The sequence below is a fragment of the Rhodoglobus sp. G.S.4 genome (assembly GCF_056619605.1).
In genome coordinates, this window is sequence record NZ_CM152748.1 from 2,000,772 (window position 1) to 2,018,655 (window position 17,884).

The following is a 17,884-nucleotide window of genomic DNA, read 5'->3' on the forward strand; positions in this document are numbered from 1 at the left end:
CTGTTCAAACGAACATGACCGGAACTTTGCTACTGTGACCCCAGCGGGATTCGAACCCGCGTTACCGCCGTGAGAGGGCGGCGTACTAGGCCTCTGTACGATGGGGCCGTCACAACAACTAGAAAAGTATGCCACAAATTTGGGGCAATATTTTCCACCACTGCCAATTCCGAACCACAGGACCATTCTTGACTGCTATCACGCGCGCCACCACTGCCACCATCGTTGCGACCGCAGTGCTCGCCGCCCTCGCGGGGTGCTCGCTGCTTTATCCCGAACTTGCGCGCGACGATAACGGTCAGGTTCTTGAGCCCTCTATTATCGGCTCCACCGATTTGCTCGTCGGAGACTGCTTCAGCTTCGTTGACGGCAGCAATCTCAGCGAAGCTGAAGTTGCTCCATGCGCCACCGCTCACACCCACATCGTGATCGGCAAGGGCGAGCTAGCGAAAGCAGAAATCAGTGAAGCTGGTGGCCTGCAGAACGCTGTGTCGTCATCCTGTGCCGAGACATTTAGCGAATTCAAAGAGACCGTCGCTGACGGCGTTCGCCCCGATCAAGAGTTCATCGTCTCAGAACGTACGACAGAAGACGACGTACTGATGACCGACTACGCCTGCATCGCGACCGATGCAGCCGTGCCTGCAGCGTAACTATCAGCGGCCGAAACCTCGGCGGATTATTCCCGCTGGTCGAGGATGCGAAGCACGCCAGGAACCATAGTGATGTCGATCGGTAGCGCAGCAAACCGCTCACCATCGGCATAGGCCGTGACATCCTCAGACTCAATGCGAATGCGTTTTCCGCGATAGACCGTCACCCGAGGATCACTGAGATGCGTGCCCGAAAACACGCGCGGGAACACGCGCAAGAAAGCCAACCGCGAAAGAGCCTCGACGACAAGAACGTCAGCGAGACCGTCATCCACGAGGGCATTCGGCGTCACTTTCATGCCACCACCCAGCGACACGTTATTGCCGACGCTAATGAGCGCACCGGTGGTCTCGATCACCATGTCATCGATCGTGAGTTTGTAGGTGATGGCGCGCAACCGCAACAACTCGATGATGAGAGCGACCGTATAACGGCTCGCACCCTTCGGCCACGACATTAGGTTGGCGCGTTCGTTGACAATGGCGTCAAACCCGGCAGACAGCACACACGCGAACCAGCGTGTTGCCGGGGTGCCCGTAGCTTCATCAACATAGGCAACGCTGCCAGCATCGATCGCACGCGACGGCCGGCCGAGGCCGCGCACGATGCTCGCGATAGCGGCATCCGTGTTCGTAAAGGGGATGCCCAAACCTCTGGCCATATCGTTGCCGGTTCCCGACGGGATGATTCCCAACGGAACCTTCGTCTTCGCCACCAAATTGGTGCCGAGATTGACCATGCCATCGCCGCCAACGACCAGAAGAGCATCCGGCTTCTTAGCGACAGCTTTGCGGCCGCGCTTCAGTAGCAACGCAAAGTTCGGCTCCTCAAGAGCGGTGACCTCATGACCGAGGGCACGCAGTGCCTCAACAGCCTGGGGGCCAACATGTCTGCCTTTACCAAAAGACGCTGTCGGGTTGATCGCGACAATAAGACGCAGGGGTTTGATCGACTCCACCTGATCAGTATGTCGCACTGATTCACATCGGATGCACCACTGACATCACCGGTCTAGGCTCAGGACATGAATGTCACCAAGTATGAGCACGCGTGCCTCGTTCTTGAGCACGAAAACCAACGACTCGTCATCGACCCCGGTGGGTTCACGGAACCACTACCGGAACTCGACAACGTGACCGCGATCATGATCACCCACCAGCACCCCGACCACTGGACGAGTGAGCAACTTGCGCGCATTCGGGAAAACAATCCCGACGTGCGCATCTTCGGCCCTGCCGGTGTCGCGGCCGCTGCCAGCGACTGGAATGTAACGACAGTTGTCGACGGCGCGACCGAAAGGATTGGTGTCTGGACACTCGAATTTTTCGGCGGCGAACACGCTGTCATCCACGAATCAATCCCGGTGATCGACAACCTGGGTGTGCTCGTCAATGGTGAATTTTGGTATGGCGGAGATTCATTTACCGTGCCACCCAAGCCTGTTGTGAGCGCCGCAATCCCCGCTGGTGCACCGTGGTTGAAAATCAGTGAGGTCATGGATTACGTGGCTGAGTTGGCACCGAAGCGCGCATTTCAGACGCACGACGCCGTGCTGTCTGACAAAGGACTCTCGCTGTCGGCCGCCCGAATAACGGATGTCATGGCAGGCTACGGCGGCGATTTCACTGTGCTGCAGCCCGGCGAATCGCTTGCGCTCTAGGTAACTTTCGCGGCTCGTGGGTGACCGTTCAACTCGCCCCAGAGACGATTCCGCAAATCTTCTGAGCATCCTCCCAGCTTTTTGCAGTTGTGCATTTTTGCAGTCCCTGCAATTATTGCTGAGTGCCTGATACTCCTCCCCTCGGTCTTCGCGACCGCAAGCGACTCGAAACGCGACTGCGAATTGAGACCGCTGCGGTCGAGATCGTCACGACTGAAGGGCTTGATGGCGCCACGGTCGACATGATCAGCGACCGCGCCGACATCTCGCCGCGCACCTTCTTCAACTATTTCGAGAGTAAAGAGGATGCCATCCTCGGCATCCAAGACATGGGCGAAGTTCAGCGCGCGATCGACGCCGGAGTAGCCGGCGCAGAAACCGACGACTTGGTTGCTGCCATCGTCTCCACCATGTTCCACATCTTTGGCCCTATGGCCGCCCGAACTCAGCTCAAAACTCAGCGGATGGCTCTTGTTCAAGAACACCCGCGTTTGTTGAGCCGACAGATTCACCAATTCACGCAACTGAACAGCACAATGGCTGTCGCCGTTGTCGAATTCCTCACCAAGCGAGAAGCAACGCTTCCCCGCGACCCCGAACAGGTCGCTGAAATTGCCGTAGCCACTTGCGTCGCATCCGTTCGAATCGCAGTAAAGGAATGGATCGCTGATGGCGCTACCGCCGACATCGACTCCATGTACCTTCGCGCGGTCGGACTTACACGAGAAACACTGAACACATTTTAATGACAACTACCAATGAACCCGAAGTCATGACCACGAGTGATCCGGCAACAAAGCGCAGCATCTTGCTCTTGTTTGCGGGCCTCATGGTCACGATGCTGCTTTCGGCACTCGACCAGACCATTTTCAGCACCGCTCTGCCCACCATCGTCGGCGAACTCGACGGCGTCAACCACATGCTGTGGGTCACGACCGCTTACATTTTGGCATCCACAATCATGATGCCGGTCTACGGAAAGCTCGGCGACCTCGTTGGTCGCAAGGGCCTCTTTATCGGGGCAATCTCGATCTTCATGATTGGTTCCGTCGTTGGTGGCCTTGCTCCCGATATGACGTGGCTGATTATCGGTCGCGCCGTTCAGGGGCTCGGTGGCGGTGGCCTCATGATTCTTTCGCAGGCGATCATCGCCGATGTGGTTCCCGCTCGAGAGCGCGGCCGCTACATGGGTGCGATCGGTGGCGTTTTTGCGCTCGCTAGCGTCGCGGGCCCCCTATTGGGCGGTTGGTTCACTGAGTCCATCGGATGGCGTTGGGCATTCTGGATGAATATCCCGCTTGGTGCACTCGCAATTTTCGCTGCTGTGACCCTGTTGAAGCTTCCGAAGACCTCGAAGCGCAAGCCGACGATCGATGTTGCCGGCATGATCCTGCTCGCTCTCACCTCTACCGCGATCGTTCTCGTCACCACGTGGGGCGGAACGCAGTATGACTGGGATTCGCTCATCATCATCGGCCTGATTGCTCTCGCCGTCGTTGCCGGATTCTCCTTCGTCATGGTGGAGCGCGCTGCGGCTGAGCCGATCATGCCGTTGCACATGTTCAAGGAACGCAACTTTGTTCTGACCACGGCATCCGGCCTCATCACGGGTATCGCCATGTTTGGTGCCCTCGCCTACATGCCCACCTACCTGCAGATGGTGACGGGCGTGAATGCTACCCAGGCCGGATTGTTGATGATCCCGATGATGGGTGCTCTGCTCGTGAGTTCGGTGACGGCTGGTCAACTGGTGAGCCGGACGGGTCGCTACAAGTGGTTGCCGTTGACGGGGTCAATAATTGTGGCGATCGGTTTGGCACTGCTCTCGACGATGACCCCTGATCTGCCTATTTGGATTCTCTGCTCTTACCTTGCGGTGATGGGGCTGGGGCTAGGTATGAGCATGCAAATTCTGGTGCTCATTGTGCAGAACACTTTCCCGAACTCCCAAGTGGGTACCGCGACGGCATCGAACAACTACTTCCGTCAGATTGGTGCCTCTATTGGTACCGCAGTTGTGGGCAGTCTCTTCGTTGCTCGCCTCACGGAACTTTTGGGCACTCGCCTTCCGGCCGCTGCCGCTGGGGCCACTGGCGACACCAACTCGTTAACCCCTGCCGCAGTGCGCGACCTGCCGGATGCGGTGCGCGAGATCATCGTGGGTTCGTACAACGACTCGCTGACCCCGGTGTTCCTCTACATGGTGCCGCTCGTGCTTCTCTCGGCTGTGCTGCTGGCCTTCGTGAAAGAGGTTCCGCTGGCGACCACCATCAAGCGTGACGAACCAACCGACACCCTCATTGTGGCCGGCGAAAGTGATGCAGAATCCCACGCCGAATCGGATGTGGACTCGGATGCCGAATCTCACGAACTGACGACAGTGAGTGATCAGTCCGGCGCGATTTCCATAATTCGCAGCCAGCCTTAACTGTTGGTGGCGGTGACCACAAGGTCACCGCCACCGGTTGAGGGGCCCGTCTGGACCCAACACGAGTTCTCTTTTCGAGCTCCCCCAGCTTCTCGATAATGAAGCCCCGAATGGAAGTGATTCAGAAGCGTCTGACGACCCCGCAGGAGATTCTAGATGCCCCAGAACACCCCAGTGGCCTCACCCCCACCAAGTCGGCTCGCTACGTTAATCGGGTCACGTCACTGGTGACTCGCTCGCTGGCCGATATCGATTATTTTTGCGCGAACCTCTTGGTTGGAGTGAGGGCACCACGGTGGTGTAGGCGGGGATGCGCGGCACGTCGACGCTTCAGGACACGATCCGAACGGGGCACGAAGACAGTGGTTTAAGTGGCGCTGAGGGTAGATGATGTCCTCATGACGCAGCAATCCGTTCGACCAGATAGGACGCTCATCGCGATCCTTTCCATCATTGCCGCCATTGTGGTGATTGCTCTCGTGGTGGTGTTCACCCGGGGCGGGGCCGTGGAGGTTGACCCCACAACGCCGGAGGGGGTTGTGCAGTCGTATTCGCTGGCAGTTGTTGATAGCGACTATGCGGCGGCGCGCGATTTTTTGTCGACCGAGCTGCGTGAGAATTGCGACAAAGCTGACCTGAACACGATTCAGGGGCTGCGGATGACCGTCATTTCGTCAATCATCAACGATGACACTGCCGTGGTGCGGGTCTCGATGGAGCGCGGCAGTGGCGATTTCGGCGGATCAGGCTATGTGTCAGAAGAAGTGTTCACCCTCGTTCTCGAGGACAGATCATGGCGGATTGAGACAACTCCGTGGGATCTGACCCTCTGCTACAACCAAGGAATAGGCGAATGACCTCGACCAGTTCAGCTTCTCCGCGCATTCCGACTCCGGCGGTCGGGGGCGTGCAAACGGTGCGCCGCGTTATCACGTACCTGTTGCTCGCGACGACGGTGATTATTGCCGCGAGTGGTGTCAGCGGGCTCCTCGATCGCTTGTTCTCGGCGAGCCGTGTCGAGGTCAGTTTCGATAATTACGGTCTGGCGACATCGTTGGCTTCTGCTCTGATCGCTGGGCCCCTAGCTGCTCTGTTGTGGTGGTTGACGTGGCGGGATGCGGCAATGGCCCGCGACCGAGCATCCGTTGTCTGGCCTGTTTACCTCATGCTGATGTCGACGGTGGCTTTGCTGGTGTCGACAATTTCACTCTTTACGTGGGCTGCAGAAGCCATTGTCAATGGTTGGCAACCGTATGGGCTCGCGGCGGGCATTGTGTGGGCGCTGGTGTGGCTGTGGCATTACTGGATGTGGCGCCACCCCAGCAAGGCTCCGACCCGGTTGCCAGGCGCGGCACCCGCAATCGCTTCTCTTATTGGCCTCACGTACGCTGCCGGTGGTGTGGTGTGGGCTCTCGGTCAACTCATTGATTCTGCGGTGGATGCGGTACTCGGCTCGGTAGTGATTAGCGATCCGGTGTGGCAGCTGGTCTTGCAGGGGCTGGTGTGGGCTGTTGGTGGTGCGCTGTTGTGGTGGTGGCATTGGTTCCGTGTAGGTGTGAGGGAACAATCGCACGGTTTTTCGAATGTGCTACTGGTCTTTATTGCGGGAATCGCCTCGATTGCGCTGTTTGCGGCGGGCATCATGGTCACGCTCACCGCCATTCTTGAGCTGATAACGGCGTCGCCGCAGCCGATCGCTGTAACGCTTGAGCCTCTAGGGATCGCGATTGCTAACGCCGTCGTTGGAGCTCTCGTGCTGGTTTATCACGCCCGTGTTGTATCGGGACGTTCGGCCGGGGTGCGTTCGGCTACGCGGCTGGCGAGCGCCGGTGTTTCGCTCGCGTATGCGGCGTCGGGTATTGGCGTGATGGTAAACGCATTGCTCGCTACGTCGAGTAGTTCACTTATTGAGGGCAACATCCGCAGTCTGCTGCTGGGCGGCCTCAGTGCTCTGATCGTGGGTGGCGTGCTGTGGTGGATGTTGTGGAAGCCGCTGCAGGCGTCACTCCCTGAGCGTGTTGCCACCCCTGGCCGACGCATCTATCTCGTCATCATTTTTGGTGTCAGCGCGTTGGTGGCGCTCATCACGTTGCTCGTGATCGGCTTTCAACTGTTCTCGTTCTTGCTCGATAGTGGCAGTGGCGAAAGCTTCGTTGAGCGTTCACGTCAGGCTCTCGGGTTGCTCACGGCCACGCTCCTGGTTGCCGGCTATCATTTTGCGGTTTGGCGAAACGATCGCCACTCTGATGTTGCCGAGGAACACGTTCAGCGCATCGGTCGTGTAACGCTCGTCGCTTCTGGCGATAGTTCCAAAATTGTGGATGCCGTTCGTGCCTCCACGGGAGCTCGGGTCACGGTGCTTCAGCGTGCAGATTCAGTGCTGCGGGAGCCGGATGTCGCGGCAATCGTTGCCGCACTCGACGGCGTTGAGGCAGCTCATGTGCTCGTCGTGGCTGGTGTGAAGGGCAAAGTTGCGGTCATTCCGCTCGAGGGCTGAGCTCGCTCCAGCTTCTGTTTGACGGGTTCCAGAGAGAGTCTTCGATTTCCCCGCGGAGAACTGGATCGAGGAACCTGTTCATCAGTTCCATGGCGGTAACGATAGTGGTGGATTCAGCACATGCGGGGGTCGCGCGCGCCATTCGCGAATACGCGGGGCCCCACGATTGAGGAACGACTAGCGCAACTATTTCGGGTAGCTTTCTGCGCGCGCTTTCTCTCCGAACAGCGCGCAGTAGCGAGTCTGAGTAGATTTCCTGGGTGGTCGCGAACACCACAAGGTCGATGAGGTCTTTCTCACGCGTGGATGCCCCTGTTGAGTAGGTCGCTAATGTTGCACAAATTTTGTCCGCGATTTGATCGACGACGGGGTACAGCCGATACGGTGCACTCCTCAAGCGTGGCAGATCAAGCGCGCCTGCAGGGTGTTGAACGGTGATCTCGCCCGTGATCCCGGCTCCGGTGGCGAGGTCAATTTTTATGTGGTCTCTCTGTTGAGCCCCAAGATAGACGGCGAATGTGACGCGCATCCCTTCGGTATATGTCTGCTGATCACCCGCGAGAATCAGTTCGTGGGAACTGTAGACGAACTGAAAGTGGTCGCCGAGGTCGACTTCAGCAAGTCGGCGCAATTCAGCCAATGACTGTTCGAGCGAGTATCCGGAGCGATATAGGTCTATGTCGAGTGTTGACCGTGCATCAGGTACGCGTGCGAGCACCCCGGTGCCGCCTTTGAGTATCCAGTCGGAGGTGGGTGAAGCGAAGACGCGGCTGAGGAACCGACGAAATTCTTCCTGCCGCAACCGTTCTTGCACGGTCACGGTTGAGTCGGCGGCGTGCGCCTTCTTCGCGGCGTCTTTGAGGGCTTGCGCAACTCCACTGCTCGATGAGTACGGCTCGTTCACCGGTGAGACCGTTCACCGACATCGTCGAACCCGCGACTGTGGGATGCGATGCTCACTAGCTTCGCCATTTCGCCGAGCGGAGCCAGAGCTCTATTCGCTTGCGTGGCGATTTGTCTTGTTGCGAACGCTGCTGTGATTGCGTCCGCAATTCCTGGAATCGCGACGAGTTGCTTTGCTAGCGATACGGCATCAACTCCTGCGGCTGTGAGTATGTGCTCAAGAAACGCTTCTGCGTCACTGTCATTAAACCCATTTCTTGCAGCGAGGGGCTCGAGCAGTTCGAGTAGTCGTTGTCGATCTAGCGAAGTTTTCCGCGTCGCATCTCTTACTACCGCTGCGAGGAGGCTCAGGTCGGTTCGCGCTTCCACAAGGTCGGCGATTGTGCGCTCGATAGTTGTGACGGGAAGGCCCGCAACGATGGTGATGTCTTTGCGGTCTAGCGCGCGCTGCCGATAGCGGATCTCACGGCGTTGGGTTTGTCGCCTTGTGGGCACAGTGAATTCGTGGCGACGAGCCCGAATGTCGCCAATCCCATGAAGGGAGGCTGCTGATTCCCCTGAAATAACGACCCCTTTTTCTGCATCGCGAAGTCGTTCCTCAGCCAGACGAGTTGGGTCAGTGCTGAGCCACGTAGCCTTGAGTTCTTCGCTCACATCGTTTGGTGCAGCGGTATCCCGGTAAACCCCTTGAGTAAGGCGTTCAAGTGCTCCCCGTTCTTCGGATCGCGCAAGAGTCAGTCGAGACACTCCCGCCCGCGCCGCTTGCGCAGTGGTCACCATTCCCCACTGACTCGCCGTAATCGCGGCGAGAGCGTGTTCAACTTCTCGCATGTCCATACTTGAAATGTATCTCCTAGAATGAAACAAATCAAGCTTTCTTGCAGAAGAGTTCAGAAGCTGGCTGCTAGCTGACTATTCAGCGCACTCCCAGTACGGTCAGCCCAATCACGCTCTCGTACGTTGGTGGCGGTAGCGCGGTGCACGAGCTCAGGCCGATCGTTAGAGCAACTGCGGAAAGCCCAAGACCTGCTGCTCTTGTCTTCAGAAACGCCTGGCCTCTAGACGACAACTGTTGCACCGATAAACGTTAGAGCTGTCGGACACATGTGGGACGTAGTTCGCACTGCAACTCCCTCGTTGGCACAGCTTCGATTCGATGATCGTACCTGTCTACCCCGTCATTGCGCGATAGTTTTTCGCCCGCGGTTTGTGGTGTTTCGCGAGAGTTGCCGGATCGCTCTAGGCCCCACGAACCACACCCGCGTAGGCTCGCGCTGGCGAACAGTAGGCTCAAGTTATGACGCAGTTGATCGTGCTCGATACGGTGTTCGATGCCCCTATCGCTGAGGTGTGCGCGATGTCGTTGAGCGTGAACCTGCACCTCGATTCGATGACACACCACCGCGAAAAAGTTGTCGCGGGCCGAACGACTGGCCAGTTCGTGGAGGGCGACGTAGTCACCTGGTCAGCGCGCCACTTCGGCCTGCCACTGCGACTCACGATCCGAATTTTTGATGTGGATGCTCCGCACCGGTTTGCGGATGAACAAGTCCGCGGCCCTTTCGCCGTCTACCACCACGAGCATCTCTTCACCGAGATCGACGGCCACACCCACATGCAGGATCGGCTCACCTTCGCGGCCCCCTTCGGGCCGCTCGGGCGCCTCGCAGAGAAGCTGTTCTTGCGCCGCTACATGCAGACGCTGCTCGAGGAGCGCAATGCTGCACTCTTGCAATCCACGGAAGAGTGTTAGTTCCCACAGCACGACCCTGGCAATATCAGGCATTCAGCGCGAGAAACATAAAAGCAATCCGCAAGAATTCGGCGGATCAGGGCGCTGACAGAGTTGCTCCCTTTATCCTCCGCTAGTGCGCCAGGCGAACCGAGAGCAAAAGAACTCATCTAGAAAATCGCGTACCGCCGGGCGAAGCCAAACCATGTTGTTGTGAAGCAGTCCTGACGCTGGTTCGCTAAGTGTTGTCGGTCAAGCCAAGCCAATTTTCGGATTTCCAGAAGAAAATCCAGCCCAACGTCCAGTGATCAAGCTAGCGCTTCTCAATTCACAAACGACGTTGACAAATGGTGTCCACGGAGCACGACACCGACAGACAGGATCGATGACGTTCAATGTAGCCGAACGATCGAACTTCCCCAATGCGTTGAACCAGCAACTCGACTCCGGCAATCTTTACTGCACGCGCCACCTTAACCAGAACTAGGCTGTCAATTTTACTGGCCTCTAGCATCGAACGGCGCAACACAATCTTTGATGATCGCTTTGTTCAGGGGATTGTGTGCATATGGGTCGAATTATCCCGTGGCCCGCTCCTCTGCGACGATATCCGCCTCAAACGCAGGACGACTTCGATAGCGAGCCGCAAGATCAGCGACACGGGTGGCCGTATCCGACCGAATTCGCCCAATCCGCGTGACTCCGTATCGAACCAAATCGTTCGCTGTGTCGACTTCTACGGTAGGCCCAGTACGCCAGTTGGTCGATCCACAGGCGAGCTCAGCGGCGAGCATCCGTAAGATCGTGTCGCGCTGTGCGCCTGACTGCACGTGACTCTCAAGCTTTCGATATTGCTCAATTACCTTCTTTGCCTTCTTCTGGAGCAACTTGTGGCGCTCTAGCCAGCTTTGCGCCATCGGGCGTGACTCTTGGTAGCTCAAAGAAATCGTGCTTTCTCCGGACGAGCTGAAGACCGTTGCGTCCAGAACATCAATTGACGAAGTTATCTCGTAGGCAGCGCGCAAATCGACGACCCACTGTTGATCAGAATGTGGTTCCAAGTACCCAAGGCCGTGCTTAGTAGGCCCCCCGCCCTGGAGCGGCTCAGGCATGACTCGATGGAGGGTGACGGTTCGCAACTCTGGCGAGCGCACGCCTTTCGCCCTCACCGAAAGGTCGCAAGCTTGGCCCAAAAGAACATAGTGGCGCCGATCTCCCTCTCCGAATACGGATTCGAACTCAAACACATCGCCGATCTCAATGGAAAGGCCCAACTCATTGATGTGACCGTCAGGCTCGAAGATATCTGCTCTACGGAGCTCACGCACCTGAGCATGATCGGTGTCAGCATTTCGAAAAGCTCCGACAGAACCGTTGCGGAGAATCTCGAGATTGTTACGAGCGAACTCGCTGCCTCGGATTTCACGAGCGAGGGAATGGGCGAATAGCCTTTGGGCTAACCGCAGCGGGTGCTCTAACTCGAATGTCCCTTCCTCTTGCGCCGCTGCGATCGCTTCGACAATTGCATAATCAGTCAAACGCTCAAATTGTTCCGAAGCCTCTTCGCCAGCAGATCTAAGCGCGCCCTTCGCTAGCACGCGATAGGCATTGAGCTCTCGCACGAGAAGCAGGGCACGCAGCCCCGCCGGTAGTAACTCGATTGATGTGGTGCGAAATTTGCCAATCGCGACCACTCGGTTAGCTTGATCCGGGTGCTTGTCTCGCAGCGCGCTAGTAAGATCCCGCTCCCCTTCTTCGTCCCGCGCATGCCTCGTGAAGAGACCTGCCCAGACCCCTTCAAGTTGCGCGCTAAGCAGTTCACCGAGAATTTCGTCACCCGTCTCGTCACCACCGTGCTGTTCACGACTGAATGTTCGGTCGATCAACACGAGATACTTACGATCGTCAGCCAAAAGGTCACGCCATCCAGCATTCCATTCCGTCATTGACATCTGCACGAATTCGACAACCCCGTCGAATACAGCACGGAGCGCACCTTGTGCTTTCACATCGTGGGTGATCTCGCTCTCGTCGACATTCTCCTCTCTATCGTTCTGAAGGGTACGTACCGCTCCGAGAAGCTGACGACGGAGTTCTTCCGAAAAACCGATCCAATTGGAATTAATAAAATCCGACGTCGCCGTTTGGTCTAATTCATCGACGGATGCAAAATCAAGATTCGCGGCATCTAGGCGAAGCAGTTCAGCTACCGAACTGAGCAGCTCAGGTGCGCCCGCCATCGATTCAGTAACTTCGGCGGCATCCCCCTCCCCACCCGCATAGTGAATATCATCGACGGCGATCACGACATTAATGCCAAGTGCTCCGAGGAGTTTTGATACCCGCTCCCGCGTCCTTGTTTGGGTTTCGTCGCTGATCGTACCTTCGCTCGGATCAGTGCCACTAGACGTGGAATCTTCGACTTTCCCGGTCATCAGTTTCTGCTACCGTTCACAGTTTCAGTCTTGGCAAGCAATGCACGAAGGTCAATCTCGAATGTGTCCCGCCTGCCGTCTTGATTCCTATGGCCCGAAAGGCCGATTGACGCACCTTCAGAGTCAAGCAATTGCGAAACCACGAATAGCCCCAGTCCCCGCCCTTCAGGAGACGGCTTCATCGTCGCGAACGCATCAAAAAGAGAATCTTCGATTGCGGGCTGAATTCCTGGGCCGTTATCCCTCAACTGAATGCGAGGATTGTCGATATCAATCAGAATACTCCCTGCAGCAAGCCCCTTGTGTTTGACTTCACGGTCGACCCAGTACTCACTATTTCTGATCAAGTTGTCGATGGTTTGCATGAACTTGCCTTCGTTGATTCGAATAGTGAAATCTCGCTCAACAACCAGAGTGATCTCAATTCTTTTTTGGGCAAGCCTGGGCGCGTGATACTCAATCGCGGAAGCCACGAGTGCCGATACCGTGTGAGTGGACTTGGTGTCGCGCCGAAACCTTAATGAGGGGTTTAGCCGCGACACCTGTCTCACCAGTTCAGCGGCCGAAGCGCGCACGTGCTCTGCATACGCTACCGCCCGGGTGTCAATCGGTTCATTCTTACGCAGATAATCAAGGATTTGGTGGCTCCGGCCGCGAAGGCGGTCCGAAATTTGATCGACTTCATGAGCCAGCACTTCAGCGCTCAGCCCGAGAGCAACAGAGTCCCATGCATCGCTGACGCGCTCATCCGCAATCTCAACTTTCTCTTGCAAGAGCGCAGCCGCTCCTCCAAGTTCTCGAACCGTCGCGATGATCTCATCAAGGCTTGCCAGAGTCGTTGTGAGTCTTGACTGCACATTCCTAATTTCGGAGGTCGCCCTTTCCACTGCGGCTTGGAGCTTTGGGTCGGCCCAAACTGCCTGCGAGGAATCGTGCTGAGACTCTTCAAGCGAAGCAATGCTCCCCTCAAGTTCAACGAGAGCTCTCCTAATTTCTTCACTTCGCCCTTTCGCAAGGCTCGCCTGAGAAGCGCGGTCAGAGATGTGCTTACTAATCACCGTTGGGGATGCAGCTTCATCTAATTCAGTAGGTGTGTTTTGCTCCCGCACGTATGTGTTCCAGTTTCGGCGCACATAGTCCTGCGACTCACGCGCGAAGCGGACGACTTGCTGCATCAAGTCGTGGAAGCCTCTCCAAGCAGGAGTGTCACGAAAGGCCTCCCTGCTCGAAGTTTCTTCGAGCGCAGCGTTATCGCGAGCCGTGATATTGACATAACCGGCGCTATTGAGCGGGCGCAACCCATAATAGGAAGACGCAGTCGTTTGCTGCTGAGAAAGCCCGAGCCAATCGTCGTCTAAACGATACCGAAGCCGTCTCGGAACACTCGAATACCGGCAATCGCTCTCGCAAACTCCTTCAATTCGCTCGCGCTATCAAGGGATGAGTCTTCAGGGCGATTGTAGTTGAATGAGCTAATTTCACCGCCAAAGGGCCCTGGGTCCCCAGCGACATGTTCCGAAACGATCGCCTCGTTGAATGTCAACGTGCGGGAGAACCTGATGAAGTACTTGTCGTCACCAATCTCGGCGCCGACGGACCGGGCCTTGGGGGCGCGCTCCCTGAGCAACCACTCTACGAAGGTAAATCCGTTGTCAGCGGCGAGGAACCTACGGTAGTTGGCGTGTTCATCTGATGAGCGCCCACGCAACGCAGTTACCTGCGTCTGACCTTCGATCCGCAAGATACCGTTGGCATAATTAAAACTCAAGATTGTCGGAGCTGCGTCGAGCAGTCGCTTCGCTTCCCGGCGAGTGTCGATTTCAGCATTGTTTATTTTGATAAAAACACGTAGATCTGCAGCGTTCTCGTACGGCGAGAGAATCGCCGCGAGTTGCTTCTGCAGATCTAGGTCACCTTTTCCCTCCCAGTAACCGATGTTCGTGAGCCCTAGTACAGATACTTGCGTCCCCAATTTCCCAAGCCGCGCTGCCCTGCTCGTAACCGACAAAGCAACTGAAGTGAGGTTGTCCGCGTTGTTAAACTTCGCCCAGTCGATGACCACTTCATGGCGTTCTCGAGGGCCATCCGGCCCTTGCAAGCTCTCGGCGATAGTAGACAAACTAACAATTGCACCGAGTCGCTGAACTCCGAGTCGGCCAAGTCCCTTATCGCCCAGAGGAGTTCGTCCCGCACTCGTAGTCTGCCCGGACAACTTGAACGCTCGCTTGCGGCTATTCGAAACTGTCAGCCATCCGTCCCGAATGGCTTCTAAGTTCATCCCATGGCCGTCATCACGTACGACAAGCCGACCTCTAACCGCACCGGCGGACGCGTCGTTTCCGTTCTCGACGTGCTCTCCGGTGACTCGGTCGAACCAATTCTCAGTGTCAATTTCGATGCGTACTGTTTGCGCGTCGGCATCGTAAGCGTTCTTTACCAGTTCGATGAGTGCCTGGGCATCATCTGTGATTAGATCTTCACCAAGCTTGAAGAGCACTGACGGGTGCACTTCAAAGTGCATCAATTGGTCAGGCCGAGACTCTGTTATTCGTTCGGCGGGCATAGACTCAGTCACTGAGCAGCCGCTTCGTCCTGGGCTTCTGTCACTAGGATCCACTCCGTGGCCATGGTCGCTCCTTCGCTATTTTTTGAAGCCATTCGCTTTCGGCCCGCAGGAAGGGCCCGCTCGATTACGGTCACGACCTGATGTCCTTCAGCTTGAAGGAACTGCGACGTGATATCCACCAGCGGAAACACCTGTTTGCCGACTCGCCGCTCTCCCAGGGTGAAGAAGCAAAATGCGCCTGGTTTGAGCCGAGTGCTCACAAGGTGTAGCGATGCCTGGTAGTCACGACAGAATGAAAGGACTTTCTTTCGCAGCGTCGGAATTCCTTCAATCTTGACGAGGAATTCCGCGATCGCAGGTGAGTCTTGTACGAGCTTCTCGCGTGCTCTGTCCGCGTCTTTGAGCGAACCGCCAAGGCTCATAGTGTCGATTCGGGAGGTTGAGTCCAGCAGACCTGCGTCAAATCCACCCGGTATGTCTTCTGAGTCCAGCCATCGCAACGGGAGGTAGCTGTGCTGCCCATAAGGCACGGTAGTTTTGTTATCTCCATATGGAGGCGAAGTCATGAGAATGTCCGCTTGACGTGGAGCTGTCCAAGGATTCGATACCGCACCCGGAAGCAGTAAAGCACTTGCTGCGATTCCTCGATTCGGTGCCTGCTCAATCCGGGCCCAGTGCTTCGCAACTCGAGCAGCATTTAGAGTCGCCACAGTCTCAAAGACTTTAATTGCATCAGTTACTCGCTTCGCGATGTCCTCCGCCGTGTAAGTGTGAAGTTTAAAGGTCGAGATTCGGGAGTTCGAAACAAGCCTGATGGTTTCCGCGAGGCAGATCCAAAGGAAGCGACGTGTGTCCAGGTCAGGTTGCTTCTTGATCGCGCCGCGTAGGCGGGCAAGCCCAACCTGAATCTCAGGCTTGAACCACTTATCAATTCCGGGAAACTCCGGAATCACAGTCACAGCCTGGGACTGGACAGAATTGAGAACGACGTGAATTGCCTCCAGCGCCGCTGCCGGGGTTGGAGGTGTCGCTTTTACCTGGCAGAGAAGGACCGCCAAGGGGTTTATATCGCTACCGTGAAAGTCAAGCCCTCTATATAGACTCTCGAGCATTACCGTGCCTGACCCGGCGAAGGGATCGTACACGAGCCTCACGTCGGGCTGGACCGCCAGAACGTCATCCAGCAGGGCCCCCTGGAGCTCAGGGACCATCATGGCTGGATACTGAAACAGAGCGTGACTTCCAGATCTGCTTCCGAGCCTTTTGAATGCCCAAAAGTCAGGATCGACATCGGTGCGCTGTCTGAGCCTGGATCGAAGCTGCTCAGAGCGGGAATCCGATTCGACGGGGGCGGCGAGAGGTTTGGCAGTCAACTCGTTCTTCTTCCTCTCCTTGGTGAATCCTTAACTTCATTGTTACTCGAAGCTTGGCTAAACTTTGTGCGGGAGCCCCTTACTTGAGATAAGTCGCGGCTCGACAGTGTTTCGATTGGGTGGCGGTTGAGCATTGAGCGGAATCGATCCTCAAGCGTAGCTCCCACAACCCGCATTTTCTGAGGCCCTACATATTGCCTCCACCGAGAAGGATGACGCGGGTTCCCATCCACTAGTAAAACTTCGGTGTGTCCTGCACGCAATGTCTGCCTAACTGCCCACGTAATTTGATCTTCTTTGTGCCGGTTGGCTTCGCCCGCCAACCGTGAAGCGCCCCATGCGAAAACAACTTCATGGGATGAACGCAGCGCGCTATCAATTTCAGGACGCGATAGCAGCCAATCTTCGTGACGTGTGGCCAGCGGCGCTAGATCTTTCGAATTTCGACTTGGAATTTGAATGAGATTCACGATCCGAAAGCCGCTGAAACCAAGTGCGATGGCGGCGGTTCTGATGTTGGAATGGCTGGTCGTTTCCCCCCGATTGAAGCTCGGGTTCAAAAGAACGGCGCAGAGCGTACCTCGGTGCGGCGTCTCCCCCACGAGGCCACTGGTTGTCTTCGTCATGACCACTTTCGTTTCACCCCTTGTCGAGCGTCGATGGCATCGCGACCGTGGCCGAGGCCGAGGAGTTGCGAGAAACAATGAATACAACGGCACACTGAGTCGCCCCGTCTGAGTGAGTCAAACCGCGTCGATACTAGTTGAACTAGCTCTTGCGAACAGCTGTGCTAAAAACTTCGCTCTGGCGCGGAAATCGCGAGGGTGCTCGCTTAGCTTCAGACCGAGCTGACCATCAGCATCACTCACCGGAGAACGAGCCATGGTGCTCATCTTATAAGTCTGCACACACCTACCACGTCCGTTCACTCCCGTGTCGCCTCCGTGTTCGATTTGCGACGGGCTGCGATTAGCCGGAACAGATCGGTAGGAAAATACTGTCTGATCGCCTCGGACCATCCGCCTCTCATCCTCGGCATTATCGACCTTAAACGTCGCGATCGGCGGTCAAATTTTAGGAAGGTCAGGATACTGTTCGGGGCGACGCTTGTTGGGCTTACGCGGAATCAATCGTATGAGATCGACGAGGACAGTCTGGGTCTCTGATATTCCTGAGCTACCTCCTAAGAACGTGGCGAATTGTCCAGTCGCCAACGTACCGAAGATGAAGGGCTGCAAACGTAACCTGAATGACCTCAGACGTTCGATACGTCGTATCGCCAAAATCACTGCGCCGAAGATAAGCCTCGTTCCCAACAATTGGGAGAGTGTCTCACAACAGAAATGCGGATTATTCGTTCACGAGACACATGACCGCAATCAGCGGGAGGGGTCACGCCGCTGGACTAACTCTTTACAACACGCCTCACGCGGCAGAATTACACGGCATGCACAATAGGTCACGTCTGATCGGGCAAAGAAAAACCCGGCGTAAGCCGGGCTGGGCGGGAGTTGCTCCCTAGATGTTTTGCTGGGGTACCTGGACTCGAACCAAGAACAAAAGAATCAGAATCTTCCGTGTTGCCAATTACACCATACCCCACAGGATTCAGCCGAAGCCGAACCGATTTACTACT

General features: G+C 56.5%; 15 protein-coding genes, 2 tRNA genes and 1 pseudogene. 7 read left to right on the plus strand and 11 right to left on the minus strand.

The window, feature by feature from the left end; translation table 11 throughout:
* Window positions 1-35 precede the first annotated feature (35 nt).
* Window positions 36-108: transfer RNA gene (locus AC061P_RS09840), tRNA-Glu, on the minus strand.
* Window positions 109-188: 80 nt separating this feature from the next.
* Here AC061P_RS09840 and AC061P_RS09845 point away from each other — a divergent pair.
* Window positions 189-653 (plus strand): hypothetical protein, encoded by a 465-nt coding sequence (locus AC061P_RS09845; protein ID WP_480391090.1) that lies wholly within the window; start codon window positions 189-191, stop codon window positions 651-653.
* A 26-nt stretch (window positions 654-679) separates the two neighbouring features.
* Here the strand turns inward: AC061P_RS09845 and AC061P_RS09850 are convergent, their stop codons facing one another.
* Window positions 680-1,612: a diacylglycerol kinase family protein gene (locus AC061P_RS09850; RefSeq protein WP_480391091.1), complete on the minus strand. Its 933-nt coding sequence runs from the start codon at window positions 1,610-1,612 to the stop codon at window positions 680-682.
* A gap of 66 nt (window positions 1,613-1,678) precedes the next feature.
* On the opposite strand from AC061P_RS09850, the gene AC061P_RS09855 reads away from it, so the two are divergent.
* The 5 genes from AC061P_RS09855 (at window position 1,679) to AC061P_RS09875 (ending at window position 7,239) form a co-directional block, all read left to right on the plus strand.
* The gene (locus AC061P_RS09855) at window positions 1,679-2,314 is read left to right on the plus strand and encodes an MBL fold metallo-hydrolase (RefSeq protein ID WP_480391092.1); all 636 of its coding nucleotides are present in this window, start codon (window positions 1,679-1,681) and stop codon (window positions 2,312-2,314) included.
* Window positions 2,315-2,436: 122 nt separating this feature from the next.
* A complete protein-coding gene (locus AC061P_RS09860; protein ID WP_480391093.1) occupies window positions 2,437-3,060 on the plus strand; it encodes a TetR/AcrR family transcriptional regulator in 624 nt (207 codons plus the stop codon).
* A complete protein-coding gene (locus tag AC061P_RS09865; RefSeq protein ID WP_449647143.1) occupies window positions 3,060-4,742 on the plus strand; it encodes an MDR family MFS transporter in 1,683 nt (560 codons plus the stop codon). Before AC061P_RS09860 ends, AC061P_RS09865 begins: the two co-directional genes overlap by 1 nt.
* A gap of 398 nt (window positions 4,743-5,140) precedes the next feature.
* Entirely contained in the window at window positions 5,141-5,599 is a 459-nt protein-coding gene (locus AC061P_RS09870) for an LpqB family beta-propeller domain-containing protein (RefSeq protein WP_480391094.1), read from the plus strand.
* Entirely contained in the window at window positions 5,596-7,239 is a 1,644-nt protein-coding gene (locus tag AC061P_RS09875) for a DUF5671 domain-containing protein (protein ID WP_480391095.1), read from the plus strand. Before AC061P_RS09870 ends, AC061P_RS09875 begins: the two co-directional genes overlap by 4 nt.
* Here the strand turns inward: AC061P_RS09875 and AC061P_RS09880 are convergent.
* Window positions 7,220-8,143 carry a nucleotidyl transferase AbiEii/AbiGii toxin family protein gene (locus AC061P_RS09880; RefSeq protein WP_480391096.1) on the minus strand — a complete coding sequence of 308 codons (924 nt, stop codon included), beginning with the start codon at window positions 8,141-8,143 and terminating at the stop codon, window positions 7,220-7,222. The genes AC061P_RS09875 and AC061P_RS09880 overlap by 20 nt on opposite strands.
* Complete coding sequence (locus tag AC061P_RS09885; RefSeq protein ID WP_480391097.1) at window positions 8,140-8,973, minus strand: type IV toxin-antitoxin system AbiEi family antitoxin domain-containing protein; 834 nt, start codon at window positions 8,971-8,973, stop codon at window positions 8,140-8,142. The genes AC061P_RS09880 and AC061P_RS09885 overlap by 4 nt, the downstream gene beginning before the upstream one ends.
* A gap of 466 nt (window positions 8,974-9,439) precedes the next feature.
* On the opposite strand from AC061P_RS09885, the gene AC061P_RS09890 reads away from it, so the two are divergent.
* Window positions 9,440-9,895 (plus strand): SRPBCC family protein, encoded by a 456-nt coding sequence (locus tag AC061P_RS09890; RefSeq protein WP_480391098.1) that lies wholly within the window; start codon window positions 9,440-9,442, stop codon window positions 9,893-9,895.
* 557 nt (window positions 9,896-10,452) lie between these two features.
* Here the strand turns inward: AC061P_RS09890 and AC061P_RS09895 are convergent.
* From AC061P_RS09895 to AC061P_RS09925, 7 genes and pseudogenes are all read right to left on the minus strand, one after another.
* Entirely contained in the window at window positions 10,453-12,309 is a 1,857-nt protein-coding gene (locus AC061P_RS09895; protein WP_480391099.1) for a hypothetical protein, read from the minus strand.
* A complete protein-coding gene (locus AC061P_RS09900; RefSeq protein ID WP_480392175.1) occupies window positions 12,309-13,484 on the minus strand; it encodes a sensor histidine kinase in 1,176 nt (391 codons plus the stop codon). Before AC061P_RS09900 ends, AC061P_RS09895 begins: the two co-directional genes overlap by 1 nt.
* A gap of 179 nt (window positions 13,485-13,663) precedes the next feature.
* A complete protein-coding gene (locus tag AC061P_RS09905) occupies window positions 13,664-14,371 on the minus strand; it encodes a hypothetical protein (protein ID WP_480392188.1) in 708 nt (235 codons plus the stop codon).
* Between the two features lie 102 nt (window positions 14,372-14,473).
* Window positions 14,474-14,872, minus strand: a pseudogene (locus AC061P_RS09910) (ATP-binding protein); the annotation flags it as partial.
* A gap of 8 nt (window positions 14,873-14,880) precedes the next feature.
* Window positions 14,881-16,089, minus strand: a complete 1,209-nt coding sequence (locus AC061P_RS09915; RefSeq protein ID WP_480391100.1) for a hypothetical protein — start codon at window positions 16,087-16,089, stop codon at window positions 14,881-14,883.
* Window positions 16,090-16,244: 155 nt separating this feature from the next.
* Window positions 16,245-16,874 carry a DUF1643 domain-containing protein gene (locus AC061P_RS09920; RefSeq protein WP_480391101.1) on the minus strand — a complete coding sequence of 210 codons (630 nt, stop codon included), beginning with the start codon at window positions 16,872-16,874 and terminating at the stop codon, window positions 16,245-16,247.
* A 904-nt stretch (window positions 16,875-17,778) separates the two neighbouring features.
* A tRNA-Gln gene (locus AC061P_RS09925) sits at window positions 17,779-17,850 on the minus strand.
* Between the last annotated feature and the right edge of the window lie 34 nt (window positions 17,851-17,884).